The sequence below is a fragment of the Haloechinothrix halophila YIM 93223 genome (genome assembly GCF_000504245.1).
Taxonomy (GTDB): domain Bacteria; phylum Actinomycetota; class Actinomycetes; order Mycobacteriales; family Pseudonocardiaceae; genus Haloechinothrix_A; species Haloechinothrix_A halophila.
Genome location: NZ_KI632509.1, coordinates 225101 through 238756, shown reverse-complemented (window position 1 = coordinate 238756; position 13656 = coordinate 225101). Strand labels below are relative to the sequence as shown.

The window sequence follows — 13656 nt, the reverse complement described above, 5'->3', positions numbered from 1 at the left end:
CCGCTGGCGGCTTCGCGCCAGGACCATTCCGGCAGTTTGGTGGCGTGCTATACATCACAGCTGAGCGGGTATTCCGGGACGCACCGCCTTAGTCATGTGCCGTGCCTACCTTTAGGCTGGCAAGCGTGTCTGATGCGAAGCGCCGAACCGTGGCTGACCTGCAGGCGGCCGTAGGGCTGCGAATCGACGACGAGGGCCTTCTCGCCGATCTGGCCGAAGGTCTCGGCGAAGTCGAGTCCGTGTTGCGCGAGGTGGTTCGCAGCGACGTCCAATTCATCAGCGACGCGGCGGTGCATCTCGTGGACGCGGGTGGCAAGCGGTTCCGCCCGTTGTTCACGCTGCTGGCCGGTCAATTCGGCGCGGAGGGCGAGGACGGCAGGTCACGGGTCATCACGGCCGCGGCGGCGGTTGAGCTGGTCCACCTCGCGACGCTGTACCACGACGACGTCATGGACGAGGCCACGATGCGCCGTGGCGCGCAGAGCGCCAACGCGCGGTGGGACAACACCATCGCGATCCTGACCGGTGACTACCTGTTCGCCAACGCGTCGCGGCTAGTGGCCGACCTCGGCCCCGACCCGTCCCGGATCATCGCGGAGACGTTCGGTGAGCTGGTGACGGGCCAGATGCGCGAGACGACCGGCGCGCGCGACGGCGACGACCTGATCGAGCATTACTTGACCGTCATCGGGCAGAAGACCGGTTCGCTGATCGCCACGGCTGGCCGGTTCGGCGCGATGCTGTCCGGGGCGGAGCAGAAGCGCGTCGACGCGCTGCGCAGCTTTGGCGAGCTGATCGGTATCGCGTTCCAGATCTCGGACGACATCATTGACATAGCGTCACCGTCCGAGGAACTCGGAAAGGTGCAAGGCACCGATTTGAGGGAAGGTATTCGGACGCTTCCGATGCTCTACGCACTCGAAGACGACCGAGAAAACACCCGGCTGATGGAATTGCTTGCGGCGCCGTTGACCACAAGTGCTGACGTCACCGAAGCTCTTGAGCTGTTGCGTGCTTCAGCGGGGCTCAAGCACGCTCGTGAGACCTTGACCTACTACGCTCAGCGAGCACGAATCGAGCTGACGGCGCTACCAGCGTCACCTGCGAGGGAAGCCTGTGAGTCAGTCACCGACTACCTAGCGGAGCGTACGCACTGAGCCACGCTGGCGCGGCGCCCGACACGGTAGCCGCGTTCCGCAGCGGGAAGGAGACATCCGAAACATGTCCTCGTTGTTTGGGCAAGTCTGGTTCTGGAGTCTGCTCGCGTTCCTCATCGGTGCGGTGCTGACGTGGGTGCTGTTGGTGCGCCCCGCGCAGCAGCGGGTGCAGCAGTTGGAGCGCCAGCCACGCGGTGAACGGCCTACGCCCGAGTCGCCCACCGGCCACGCCCAGCCGCAGCAGATTCCGCCGCGGCCCGAGCAGCAGGCCGGACACCCGCATGCGCCGTACCAGCAGCCGCCGTCGCAGCCCGCGTGGCCGGGGCAGCAGTCCCAGGAGCAGGAAGACGCCGAGCCCCACCCGCACACGCGGTGGCTGGAACGAGACAGCCTGCAGGACGTGAGGACGCAGCGCAGTGAGGCGCCCGAACAGCGCACGCAGCAGGTGCCGGAACAACGGCTTGATGTGCCTCCCGAAGCGCCCGAGCAGCGGCCAGAGGTACCCGGTCAGCACACTCAGGTGCCGGACCAGCGCGAGTTCGTGCCCGCGGAACCGCCCGCGCCGTACGGGCAGCAGGAGGAGGAGGACTTCCACCGCGAGCTGGAGCGCCAGTATCGGGAGGAGTACGAGCGGGAGTATCCGGAGGACGCCCAGGGATATCCCGAGGATTACCGCGACTACGCGGAAGATGAGCAGGACTACGAGTCGGAATACGAGCGGGACGAGTACGCGGAGCAGGAGTTCACCGGCCGCGTCCACCCCGCCAGCTGGCAGCAGCAACCGCCCGCTGACCTGTCCGGGTCCAGCGAGCGGGGTCGGCTTGGCGACATCGACGAGCAGCCCGAACTAGGCGGCCTCGACGATTTCGACGCGGAGTCCGATGTCACCGACCGGCGCGCGGCTCCCGCGCAGCGGCCCGGTGGCTTGTTCGAGCCGTCCGGCCCCGCCGAGCCGGATGCTGCCTACGAGGACGAAGGCCAGAACGGCAACGGCTACCCGTCCCCAGCCGCGCAGCCATCCGCGCCTGACGCCACCGGCACGGTAGAGGCGCCTGACCCTGCGGCCGAGCAGCAGGACGACGGCGCGGAACCGGATACCGACCCGGTGACCGGACTGCCGAGGCGCAGGCGTGGCGCGTCGAACCGCATCCGGGGCGGCTTTGCCCCACCGCGTCCGATCGAGCCGTCGATCCGTCCGGTAACGCGACGTACTCCGCAGCGCGGCGTCAGCAGCGGCTCGTTGTTCGAGCCGCGCCAGGGCGAGCAGGCGGGCGGGGTCGCGCAGGCGAGTGGCCATGCCGATGCGGCCGAGGTCCCGCCGGGGCCGTTCGGTCCCGGCTCCGCGATGCCGCTGCCAGGTGGCGGCAGGCCGGACCCGTCGTTCACGGTGAAGGCGAGCGTGACGGAACTGCGCTACTGCGCCGAAGGCTCACCACAGTTCGCGAGCATGATCCCCGAGGTCTGGTTCGCCACCCCGAACGACGCCGAGCGCGTCGGCTTCCGCCCGGTGCAGTAGAGCGGACCGGGGCCGGAACCCCTGTCAGCTCCGGGTTTCACACCGTCCAGGTGTCGTTGCCCCGCAGCAGCGCCTGGAGGTCGGCGGGCTTCGCTTCCGCTGCCTGGGCGACCTGGGCGCGGGCGGCGTCGTCGTAGGTCGTGCGGTTGATCTGGCGGAAGATGCCGGTCGGGGTGTGTTCCAGTTCTTGCCCGCCGATGCGGGAGAGCGCGAAGGCGTATGCCGGGTCGGTCACCGTCGGGTCGTGGACGACGACGTTGTCGATGCCGACCTCGGACACCTTCGCGGTCTCCAGACCGGCGAACCCGGAGCGGACGATGCCGTACTCGTTCTCGGGCCCGAACGTGATCGGCTCATCGGGCCGCAGCGGGATGATCCGGCGTGCGGCCTCGTCCTTGTCCTTGAGGACGTCGAACGCGCCGTCGTTGAAGATCGGGCAGTTCTGGTAGATCTCCACGAACGCCGAGCCGCGGTGCTGTGCGGCCGCGGTCAGCACTTCGGTGAGGCCCTTCTTGTCGGAGTCCAGCGCGCGTCCGACGAAGCTGGCCTCGGCGCCGAGTGCCAGCGAGATGGGGTTGAACGGGTGGTCCAGCGAGCCCATCGGCGTCGACTTGGTGCGCATGCCCTCTTGCGACGTGGGGGAGTACTGGCCCTTGGTGAGCCCGTAGATCCGGTTGTTGAACAGCAGGATCTTGAAGTTCACGTTGCGTCGCAGCGCGTGGATGAGATGGTTGCCACCGATCGAGAGCGCGTCGCCGTCACCGGTGATCACCCACACCGACAGGTCAGGCCGGGACGTCGCCAGCCCGGTCGCGATCGCGGGGGCGCGGCCGTGGATGGAGTGCATCCCGTAGGTGTTCATGTAATACGGGAACCGCGACGAGCAGCCGATCCCGGAGACGAACACGATGTTCTCCGGCTTCAACCCGAGCGTGGGAAGGAAGGACTGCATGGTGTTGAGCACGATGTAGTCACCGCACCCGGGGCACCAGCGCACCTCCTGGTCGGACTTGTAGTCCTTGGCCTTCTGCGGGGCGTCCGAATCAGACGCTGTGGGGACGTCTGCGAGTCCGCCGAGTTCGGGCAGTCCCAGGTCGATGCTCATCGGTCCTCCCGCCTGCTCGACGTCGCATGGTTGGTCGGGCTTGCGCTGCTCATCGTTCGGCCACTCGGGCAGGCCTTCGGCCTACCCTCGCTGGGCCGAGTCGAGCAGCCGGTTGGGGCGGTCATTCGGTGGCCTCCGTGAGCACGTGGTCCGCTTCGCCACTGCCTTCCGTGTCGTTGATGATGTCGGTGAACACTTCCGCCAGTTCCGCCGCGCGGAACGGCAGCCCTGCCACCTTGGTGTAGCTGCGGATGTCGGTCAGGTAGCGCGATCGGAGCAACATCGCCAACTGCCCCATATTCATCTCGGGCAAGACAACAGTGTCGTACGACTCAAGTATGCGTCCGAGGTTGGCCGGGAGGGGGTTGAGATGGCGCAGATGCGCCTGGGCGATGTCCATCCCGGAATTCCGCACCCGGCGGCAGGCGGCGCCGATCGGCCCGAAGCTCGATCCCCAGCCGAGCGCGAGCACCCGCGCGTTGCCGCCGGGGTCGTCAACGGTGATATCCGGAACATCGATGCCGTCGATCTTGGCTTGGCGCAGCCGCACCATGCGGTCGTGGTTGTCCGGGTCGTACGAGATGTGGCCCTGGTTGTCGGCCTTCTCCAACCCACCGATGCGGTGCTGCAGGCCGGGCGTGCCGGGCACGGCCCACTCGCGCGCCAGCGTGTCGGTGTTGCGGACGTACGGCCAGTGCTCGTCGGAGCCGTCCATGGCGTTCGGCTCGGAGGCGAATTCCACCGACAGGTCAGGCAGGTCGGCGACGTCCGGGACGAGCCATGGTTCGGAGCCGTTGGCGATCGCGCCGTCGGACAGCAGCATCACCGGCGTCCGGTAGGTCAGCGCGATCCGCACGGCCTCCAGTGCGATGTCGAAGCAGTCGCCTGGCGTGCACGGCGCGACGATCGGCACGGGTGATTCGCCATTGCGGCCGAACATCGCCTGCAACAGGTCGGCCTGCTCGGTCTTGGTCGGCAGCCCGGTGGACGGTCCGCCGCGCTGGACGTCGATGACCAGCAGCGGTAGCTCGGTCATCACCGCGAGCCCGATCGTCTCGGACTTCAGCGCCACGCCGGGGCCGGACGTCGACGTCACGCCGAGCGCGCCGCCGTAGGCCGCGCCGAGCGCCGCGCCGATGCCCGCGATCTCGTCCTCGGCTTGGATCGTGGTGACGTTGAAGTTCTTGTGCTTGGACAGCTCGTGCAGGATGTCCGAGGCCGGGGTGATCGGGTACGAGCCGAGCACAACCGGCAGCTTGGATTGCTGGCCCGCCGCGACGATGCCGTAGGCGAGCGCGTTGTTGCCGGTGATCTGCCGGTAGGTCCCCTGCGGCAGCTTCGCGGGGGCCACCTCGTAGGTGTTCGCGAACGCCTCTGTGGTCTCGCCGTAGTTCCAGCCCGCGCGGAACGCCAGCAGATTCGCCTCCGCGATCTGCGGCTTGTTCGCGAACTTCTCGGCAAGGAAGCGTTCGGTGCTCTCGGTCGGCCGGTGATACATCCAGGACAGCAGCCCGAGCGCGAACATGTTTTTGCAGCGCTCGGCGTCCTTCTTGCCGAGGCCGGTGTCGGCGAGCGCGCCCTGCGTGAGCGTGGACATCCCGACCTCGTACACCTGGTACGGCTCCAGCGAGCCGTCCTCGAGCGGGTTCGCGTCGTAGCCGACCTTGGTCAGGTTGCGCTTGCTGAACTCGTCGGTGTTGATGATGAGGATGCCGCCGTGCGGCACGTCGGCCACGTTCGACTTGAGCGCGGCCGGGTTCATGACGACGAGGACGTCCGGCCGGTCACCGGGGGTGAGGATGTCGTAGTCGGCGAAATGCACCTGAAACGACGAGACGCCCGGGATGGTGCCCTGCGGCGCGCGGATCTCGGCGGGGAAGTTCGGCAGCGTCGCGAGGTCGTTGCCGAACGCGGCGGCTTCTGACGTGAACCGGTCGCCGGTGAGCTGCATGCCGTCGCCGGAGTCCCCCGCGAACCGGATGACGACTCGGTCGAGTTTGGTGACATCGGTGGTGGCGTTCGCGGGCGACGTCGTTGTCTCGCGGCTCATGGGCGCGGCTGTCCCTCTCTTCTGCACGGGCGGCACCGGTGACAGTTTTGGCCTGCTGTCACCTTGGCGGTGGTGCTGGCACTCTGCCAGCGCATGTGCGCATGCTCACTATTCGAGGCTAGCTCGGTTCGTTGATCAGCGGCCAACCGCTGTCGTGCTGTTCCAGTCGGTGGACATTACCGACGCCCATTGTAGAACATGTTCTATTTTGATGTCTTCTCGCCGCTGATCTTCGCCTTCATCGCGGCCAGCCGCTCCGCGAACTCGGGGGACTCGATGGACCGCACCTGCGGCACGATCTCGGTGTCGACGGCGTCGGCGTGCTCGGTGAGCGTGTGGGTGGTTCGCATCGACTGTTTGGTGTCGAGTACCAGGCCACGCGGGGCCTTCGCCGCGCCCTGCGCCAGTTCGACGGACGCCGCGACGAGCGCGTCGTGGTCGCCGTCGATGACCCGGTGCGCCAGGCCGCGCGCCGTGGCAGCCTCGGCGTCGAGGATCTCGCCGAACAGCGTCATGGCGGTGGCGGTTTGCGGGCCGACGATCCGCTGCAGCATCCACGTCATGCCACCGCCGGGATGAAGGCCAAGTTTGAGGAAGCGCGCGTCGAACCGCGCGGACGGTCCGGCGAGCCGGACGTCGGCGGCGAGCGCGAGATTCAGTCCCGCGCCGACGGCGGCGCCACCCACGGCGGCGATCGTCGGCAGCGTGCAGTTGGCGACCGCGAGAAATCCGGCGTAGATCGCGCGCAGTCCCTCGTCCTTGGCTTCGCCGAGTGCGCTGAGGTCCGCTCCGGCGCAGAAGGCGGGCGGTGTGCCGGTGACGACGACGGCGTGCACCGACTCGTCGCGCTCGGCGTCCGCGATGGCGGCGGCGAGGTCGGCCGAGAGCGGCAGCGTCAGCGCGTTGCGCCGCTCGGGATCGTGCACCGTGATGATGGCGACGTTGCTGTCGTGGGCCACCTGGATCTCTGCGGTCATGGCCGCGATCGTATCGGCGCGCGTCACTGGGGTACTGGTGGCCGTTCCAGCAACGTCGACAGCACGACTGTCGACACCGTGCTCTCCACGATGTCGAGCGCCCGTAGCCGTTCCAGCGCGGATTCGAGGTGGTGGATGTCGGCGGCGCGGAGGTGGATGATCGCGTCCGCCGCGCCAGAGACCGTGTATGCGGCGGCCACTTCGGGCAACGATTCGACGTGCGCCCTGATCCGCGTCGGCGAGACGTTGCCGCGGCAGTGCAGTTCGACGAATGCCTCAGTGCCCCAGCCGAGTGCCTGCGGATCGACCACGGCGGTGAACCCGCGCAGGACGCCGGAGTCGAGCAGCCGGTCCACCCTGCGCTTGACCGCTGGCGCCGACAGTCCGACCACTTTGCCGATCTCGGCGTAGCTGGCGCGGGCGTTGCCGAGGAGTTGCGAAATGATTCGCTGATCGAGGGTGTTCATACGCAACATTTAGCAGATAAAGACGCAAGATCAAGCAATTGATGGCACATAATTTACGTCGCTACATTCATCGGTATGACGGCAGCAGCGCTTCGCATGTCCCGGTCCCGCTCACGCACCCCCGAGACCCGCAGGTACTTGATGTGCCCGCCACGGTTCTTCGAGGTCACCTACGCCATCAATCCGTGGATGGACCCGTCGAAGCCGGTTGACGTCGACGTGGCGATGGCACAGTGGCAGGAGTTGCGCGACACCTACCTGCGGCTCGGCCACACCGTCGAGGAGATCGAGCCGCAGCTGGGGCTGCCGGACATGGTGTTCGCCGCGAACTCGGGCACCGTCATCGGCGGACGGGTGCTCGGTGCTCGGTTCCGCGCGCCGGAACGGCAGGCAGAGGCCGACCTGTACCGGCGCTGGTTCGCGGAGCACGACTTCGCCGACATCGTGATGCCGAGCGAGGTCAACGAAGGCGAAGGCGACCTGACCTGGGCCGGCGACGTGCTGCTTGCGGGCACCGGCTTCCGCACCGATCCGGCCGCGCACGCCGAGGCGCAGGAGGTGCTCGGCGTACCGGTGGTGTCGCTGCGGCTGGTCGACCCGCGCTACTACCACCTGGACACCGCGCTGATGGTGCTCGCCCCAGCGCGTGACGGTGACCCCGCCGAGGTGGCGTACTTCCCCGGCGCGTTCTCCGAGGGCTCACAGCGTGTGCTGGAGCGGCTGTTCCCGGACGCCATCCTGGCGGGCCCGGACGACGCCGCGGTGCTCGGCCTCAACGGCGTCTCCGACGGCCGCAACGTCGTGCTGCCCGCGCAGGCGACGAACCTCGCTGAGCAGGTGTCCGACCGGGGCTACGAGCCGGTCATGGTCGACATGACGGAGCTGCGCAAGGCTGGCGGCGGCCCGAAGTGCTGCACCCTGGAGCTGCGCGACTGAGACCCCCACGGGGGCGTGTCCTGCACTCAGAACGCTGTGTCCTGCATTCTCGACGCCGTATGGCGCGTTCGGGACGCCGTATTGCACGCCCGTGACGTCGTGTGGCGCGAATCGCATTCGCGTCTTGGTCGTTGAAGAAGGCATTACGACGCATTGACGACAAGGAGACCTTCTCGATGCGCAGCCTTCTCAGTCTGGCGACGTCGATCGCGGTGGGCGCTGGGATCGCGGTCGCCGCGCCCATTCCCGCGAGCGCGGACACACCTGAGCCGGACAATGTCTGCATTCCGAGCGTGCCGGAGACCGACCCGCTGGAGCCCGGTCCGGTCGACATCTGCGTGAGCGTGTTCAAACCGGCGAGCGCGTCCAAGGACAACCGCGCCCCGGTGCTGCTGCACAGCCACGGCTGGGGTGGCAGCAGGACGTCCATGCCAGGCTCGTTCCAGCGCTATCTCGACGCTGGCTTCGGCGTGGTCAGCATCGACCAGCGCGGCTTCGGTGAGAGCGGTGGCAAGGCACACGTGGAGGACCCGGCGTTCGAGGGGCAGGACGTCATCAACGTCATCGACTACGTCGCTGGACTGGACTGGGTGAAGCAGAACGGCCGGAACGACCCGGTGCTCGGCGCGCTCGGCGGGTCGTACGGCGGCGGCTACCAGTTCGTGGGCGCGTTCACCGAGCTGATGGAGACCGGTCGCACCCGCTTCGACGCGCTCGCTCCGCAGATCACCTGGTACTCGCTCAACGAAAGCCTCGCGCCGAACGAGGTCGTGCGCAGCACCTGGGTGAGCGGGCTCTACGCCGTTGGCTTGGACGCGCACACGTCGACGGTGCACGCCGGGTTCGCGGAGGGCATCGCCACCGGTGACTGGCCCGCCAGCCAGGATGAGTTCTTCCGCAACAACGGTCCCGCGTTCCACGTCGAAGCCGGTAGGAAGCTGGATATCCCGGTGCTGCTGCGACAGGGCATCAGTGACAACCTGTTCCCGCTCGACCAGGCGATCAAGAACTTCGACCGCGCGCTGACCGACCGTGCTCGCCGCAAGAGCCTGCTCATCGGCTACAACGGCGGCCACGCGCTGCCGAACGTCCTGCCGCTTGGGAGCGCGGTGTCCGGTGACGCCTGTTCGGAGAAGCTGGCAGGTGGCTACGACGACCTTGAACTGCGGTTCTACCAAGAGAACCTGCAGGGGGCGCCGCGCGAGCTCGCCGGGCACGGGCGCTACCACCTGATGACGTCCGGCGGCGACTGCCTCAGCGTCGACGCCGTTGATGCGACGGTGGAGTTCGAGCTGCCCGACATCACCACGACCACGACGGCGGGCGTGCCGCAGGCGATCAAGATCGCCGACGGTCCGCTGACCATCGCGGGCACGCCACATCTTGACGCGCTGGTCACCGCGCTCGGCCTGGACAGCAGGGCGTTCTTCGCGCTCAGCGTCGGCACCTCGCCCGCCGATGCGCAGGTGATCCAGAACAACGTCCTGCCGCACCGCGAGGAGAGCATCAACCTCGGCACCCGGCGGAACATCGAGCTGCCCTCGGTCGCCGCGACGGTTGGGGAAGGCGAGTCGTTGTTCCTCACCGTGAGCCCGACGTCGGACATGTTCGCCCTGCACGGCAGTCGTACACCAGGCGGCCTGCGGCTGGCAGACGTCACGGCGAAGCTCCCCGTGGTGCCATAGGCACGACGCTGCGCGTCGTGTCCTGCGTTCGGGACGCTGTGTCCTGCATTCAGGACGCCGTGTTCGTCGCTCGGGACGCTGTATTGCGCACTCGGGACGCCGTGTGCCGGTAACCCAACGCTGTGAAGGGCGTCTTCGCATCACATAGCGATGTGAAGACGCCCTTCGTCGCGCGCGCCAGCCACCCTGCCACCGCTAGGCCATATGGTCGAATGCCACTACGGAACTCGCTTTGTCGCCCGGACGTTGAACGGCTGAGGCCATGTTCAGGGGCTAGCTGAAGAGTGGGAGGGCCCGTGCATAAGCATCGCAACGGTTTGAAGACCGCGTTGCTGCTCGGCCTGATGAGCGCCCTCATCATCGTGATCAGCGGCATGTTCGGCGAAGGTGCACTGTTCATCGGCCTGCTCATCGCGCTGGGCGTGAACGGCTATGCCTACTTCAATTCAGACAAGCTCGCGCTCCGGGCGATGCGTGCGCGCCCAGTGTCCGAGGCAGAACAGCCCGCGATGTACCGGATCGTGCGAGAGTTGGCGACGTCGGCTAGGCAGCCCATGCCGCGGCTGTACGTCAGCCCGACGCAGGCCCCGAACGCCTTCGCCACCGGCCGTAATCCACGAAACTCGGCGGTGTGCTGCACCCAGGGCATCCTGGAGATCCTCAACGAGCGCGAGCTACGTGCCGTGCTCGGCCACGAGTTGTCGCACGTCTACAACCGCGACATCCTGATCTCGTCCGTCGCGGGCGCACTGGCCAGCGTGGTGACGTTCCTTTCCTACATCGCGATGTTCGGCGGCAACCGGGAAGGCAATCCGTTCCTCGGTCTGCTGTTGATGTTCATCGGTCCGCTCGCCGCGGGCATTGTCAAGATGGCAGTCAGTCGTTCGCGTGAGTACCAGGCCGACGAATCGGGTGCCGAGCTGACCGGCGACCCGCTCGCGCTGGCGTCCGCCTTGCGCAAGCTGGAACGCGGTACGGCGGCGACACCCCTCGCCCCGGAGCCCAGAGTGGTCTCCCAATCGCACATGATGATCGCCAACCCGTTCCGCGGCGGCGAGTCGCTGTCCAGGATGTTCGCCTCGCACCCGCCGATGGACGACCGCATTCGACGTCTTGAGGAGATGTCCCGGCGCGAGCTGTGATCAGCCGGTCGCGCCCTCCGCGCGTGCCACGGTCATTATGTAATCGCCGTACCCGGACTTCGCTAGCTTCTGACCGAGCGTGAAGCACTGGTCCGGGTCGATGTAGCCCATCCGAAGGGCGACCTCCTCCAGACAGGCGATACGCACGCTCGTGCGATGTTCCAGCACCTGCACGAACTGGCTCGCTTCGAGTAGCGAGTCGTGCGTGCCGGTGTCGAGCCAGGCGAATCCCCGGCCAAGGTCGACCAAGCGGGCGCGCCCTTGCCGCAGGTAGGCGAGGTTGATGTCGGTGATCTCCAATTCGCCGCGCGCTGACGGCGTGAGCGACTGCGCGATCTCGACCACCTGATTGTCGTAGAGGTAGAGCCCGGTGATCGCCCGATTGGACTTGGGGTCGGCGGGTTTTTCTTCAATCGAGATCAACCTGCCGTCGTCGTCACTCACCCCAACGCCGTAGCGCTGCGGGTCGGTGACCGGATAGCCGAACAACGTGCAGCCGTCCAGCCGGGCGACCTCGTCCCGCAGCCGGTTCGAGAAGCCCTGGCCGTAGAAGATGTTGTCGCCGAGCACGAGCGCGACGTCGTCGCCGTCGATGAACTCGGCGCCGATCAGGAACGCCTCGGCGAGACCGTTGGGGCTGGGTTGCTCGGCGTAGCTGAACTCGAGGCCGAGCTGCTGGCCGTCACCGAGCAGTTTTCGGAACTGCGGCAGGTCGGTTGGCGTCGAGATGATCAGGATTTCGCGGATGCCCGCCAGCATCAGCACCGAGATCGGGTAGTAGACCATCGGCTTGTCGTAGATCGGCAGAAGCTGCTTCGACACTGCCTGTGTGATCGGGTGCAGCCGCGTGCCGGTGCCCCCGGCGAGCACGATGCCCTTCATCGGCCTACCTGTAGTTGTCGAACTGCAGCGCGACGCCGAAGTCCTCGTTCTTCAGCAGCGAGATGACGTCCTGCAGGTGGTCCTTCTTCTTGCCGGACACCCGCAGTTGATCGCCCTGAATCTGCGCCTGGACACCCTTGGGGCCCTCGTCCCGGATGAACTTCGCGATCTTCTTGGCCTTGTCCTGCTCAATACCCTGCAGGATCTTGCCCGCGATCTTGTGCACCTTGCCTGACGCCGCTGGCTCGCCGAGGTCGAGCGACTTCAGCGAGATGCCGCGCTTGATGAGCTTCTCCTTGAACACCTCGGCGGCGGCGAGGGCGCGCTCCTCGGTCTCGGCCTCGATGAGGACCGATTCCTCACCCGTCCAGCTGACCGTGGCCCCGGTGCCCCGGAAGTCGAACCGGTTCGCCAGCTCCTTGGCAGCCTGGTTCAGCGCGTTGTCCACCTCCTGGCGGTCAACCTTGCTCACGACATCGAATGACGGATCAGCCACGTATGCTCACACCTCGGGTAGTTGTGCGGAGAGGGGTTGTGGCCGCACTCTAGCGCGTCCGGCCTGCTCGGTGCGTCGCCGTCGCCAGACGGCCGCCCGGTGTCAGAGTCGCTGACGGCGTTGGGTACGCTGTGCTTCGCCGGTTCGACCGGTCCCGGCGGGTTGCCCGAGCGGCCAAAGGGAGCTGACTGTAAATCAGCCGGCACAGCCTTCGGGGGTTCGAATCCCTCACCCGCCACCCAGCACGAACGCCCCGCTGACCAGCGAAGACACGGTCAGCGGGGCGTTCGTCGTCGGATGGCCGAGTATGGGCGGACAACCTTTAAACTCTGCTCCGCACCTAGTCGTTATGGCACCATCACGCGTGTGACCAGCAGCCCTACCGCAGCGCAGCGCCTGGACGACCTCGCGCGGCTGCGTCGCGTTCGCGACCGGATCGACCGGGAGTACGCGCAGCCGCTGGACGTCGAGGCGCTTGCCCGTGGCGTGCACATGTCGGCGGGGCACCTCAGCCGCCAGTTCCGGCTCGCCTACGGCGAGTCGCCGTACTCCTATCTGATGACGCGGCGCATCGAGCGCGCGATGGCGCTGCTGCGTCGTGGCGATCTCAGCGTCACCGAGGTCTGTTTCGAAGTCGGCTGCTCCTCACTGGGCACCTTCAGCACTCGCTTCACCGAGTTGGTTGGTGTGCCGCCCAGCGTGTATCGGCGCCAATCCGTGCGCGCGGCTGCAGGGATGCCACCGTGCGTGTCGAAGCAGGTGACCAGACCGATCAGAAATCGAGAAGCGGAGTCACCGAGCCACGCCTAGCGTGACCGCCATGGATATCACCATTCACCAGACCTACCTTCCGCACAACGACCCGGACGCCTCACTGGCGTTCTACCGCGACACCCTCGGTTTCGAGGTTCGCAACGACGTCGAGTACGGCGGGCTGCACTGGATCACTGTCGGTCCCGCCAACCAGCCAGACGTGTCTATCGTCCTAACTCCTCCTGGGGCCGATCCCGGCATCACCGAGGACGAGCGCCGCACCATCGCGGAGATGATGGCCAAGGGCACCTACGGCGGCATCAACTTGGCCACCAAGGACCTCGACGGCACCTTCGCGCAGCTGCAGGCCAGCGACGCCGAGGTCGTCCAGGAGCCGACTGACCAGCCGTGGGGGATCCGCGACTGCGCCCTCCGCGACCCCGCGGGCAACATGATCCGCATCTTTGAGTTGCGCTGAGCCGTCCAGCGA

General features: G+C 67.1%; 13 protein-coding genes and 1 tRNA gene. 8 read left to right on the top strand and 6 right to left on the bottom strand.

Annotated features, from left to right (window positions below; genetic code table 11):
• The first annotated feature begins 125 nt into the window (after window positions 1-125).
• Both AMYHA_RS01165 and AMYHA_RS25410 read left to right on the top strand, forming a co-directional pair.
• Window positions 126-1157, top strand: coding sequence for a polyprenyl synthetase family protein (locus tag AMYHA_RS01165; protein WP_051399407.1), 1032 nt, complete (start codon window positions 126-128; stop codon window positions 1155-1157).
• Between the two features lie 64 nt (window positions 1158-1221).
• Complete coding sequence (locus AMYHA_RS25410; RefSeq protein WP_051399406.1) at window positions 1222-2673, top strand: sunset domain-containing protein; 1452 nt, start codon at window positions 1222-1224, stop codon at window positions 2671-2673.
• Between the two features lie 37 nt (window positions 2674-2710).
• Here AMYHA_RS25410 and AMYHA_RS01155 read toward each other — a convergent pair whose 3' ends face one another.
• The 4 genes from AMYHA_RS01155 to AMYHA_RS01140 form a co-directional block, all read right to left on the bottom strand.
• On the bottom strand, window positions 2711-3778 hold the full coding sequence (locus AMYHA_RS01155; protein ID WP_034267069.1) for a 2-oxoacid:ferredoxin oxidoreductase subunit beta: 1068 nt from the start codon (window positions 3776-3778) through the stop codon (window positions 2711-2713).
• 121 nt (window positions 3779-3899) lie between these two features.
• The gene (locus tag AMYHA_RS01150) at window positions 3900-5828 is read right to left on the bottom strand and encodes a 2-oxoacid:acceptor oxidoreductase subunit alpha (protein ID WP_051399405.1); all 1929 of its coding nucleotides are present in this window, start codon (window positions 5826-5828) and stop codon (window positions 3900-3902) included.
• A gap of 203 nt (window positions 5829-6031) precedes the next feature.
• A complete protein-coding gene (locus AMYHA_RS01145; protein WP_034275320.1) occupies window positions 6032-6805 on the bottom strand; it encodes an enoyl-CoA hydratase in 774 nt (257 codons plus the stop codon).
• A gap of 23 nt (window positions 6806-6828) precedes the next feature.
• Window positions 6829-7272, bottom strand: coding sequence for an Lrp/AsnC family transcriptional regulator (locus AMYHA_RS01140; RefSeq protein WP_034267066.1), 444 nt, complete (start codon window positions 7270-7272; stop codon window positions 6829-6831).
• Between the two features lie 96 nt (window positions 7273-7368).
• On the opposite strand from AMYHA_RS01140, the gene ddaH reads away from it, so the two are divergent.
• The 3 genes from ddaH (at window position 7369) to htpX (ending at window position 11035) form a co-directional block, all read left to right on the top strand.
• Entirely contained in the window at window positions 7369-8208 is an 840-nt protein-coding gene (ddaH, locus tag AMYHA_RS01135; protein WP_407919898.1) for a dimethylargininase, read from the top strand.
• Window positions 8209-8384: 176 nt separating this feature from the next.
• Window positions 8385-9893: an alpha/beta fold hydrolase gene (locus AMYHA_RS01130; RefSeq protein WP_034267061.1), complete on the top strand. Its 1509-nt coding sequence runs from the start codon at window positions 8385-8387 to the stop codon at window positions 9891-9893.
• 296 nt (window positions 9894-10189) lie between these two features.
• A complete protein-coding gene (gene htpX / locus AMYHA_RS01125) occupies window positions 10190-11035 on the top strand; it encodes a zinc metalloprotease HtpX (RefSeq protein WP_034267058.1) in 846 nt (281 codons plus the stop codon).
• Here the strand turns inward: htpX and rfbA are convergent, their stop codons facing one another.
• A complete protein-coding gene (gene rfbA, locus AMYHA_RS01120; RefSeq protein ID WP_034267056.1) occupies window positions 11036-11917 on the bottom strand; it encodes a glucose-1-phosphate thymidylyltransferase RfbA in 882 nt (293 codons plus the stop codon). It abuts the gene before it with no gap.
• 4 nt (window positions 11918-11921) lie between these two features.
• Window positions 11922-12413, bottom strand: a complete 492-nt coding sequence (locus AMYHA_RS01115) for a YajQ family cyclic di-GMP-binding protein (RefSeq protein WP_034267053.1) — start codon at window positions 12411-12413, stop codon at window positions 11922-11924.
• 156 nt (window positions 12414-12569) lie between these two features.
• Here AMYHA_RS01115 and AMYHA_RS01110 point away from each other — a divergent pair.
• From AMYHA_RS01110 to AMYHA_RS01100, 3 genes are all read left to right on the top strand, one after another.
• A tRNA-Tyr gene (locus AMYHA_RS01110) sits at window positions 12570-12651 on the top strand.
• A 128-nt stretch (window positions 12652-12779) separates the two neighbouring features.
• On the top strand, window positions 12780-13223 hold the full coding sequence (locus tag AMYHA_RS01105; RefSeq protein ID WP_034267050.1) for a helix-turn-helix transcriptional regulator: 444 nt from the start codon (window positions 12780-12782) through the stop codon (window positions 13221-13223).
• Window positions 13224-13233: 10 nt separating this feature from the next.
• Window positions 13234-13644: a VOC family protein gene (locus AMYHA_RS01100; protein ID WP_084037508.1), complete on the top strand. Its 411-nt coding sequence runs from the start codon at window positions 13234-13236 to the stop codon at window positions 13642-13644.
• The last annotated feature ends 12 nt before the right edge of the window (window positions 13645-13656 follow it).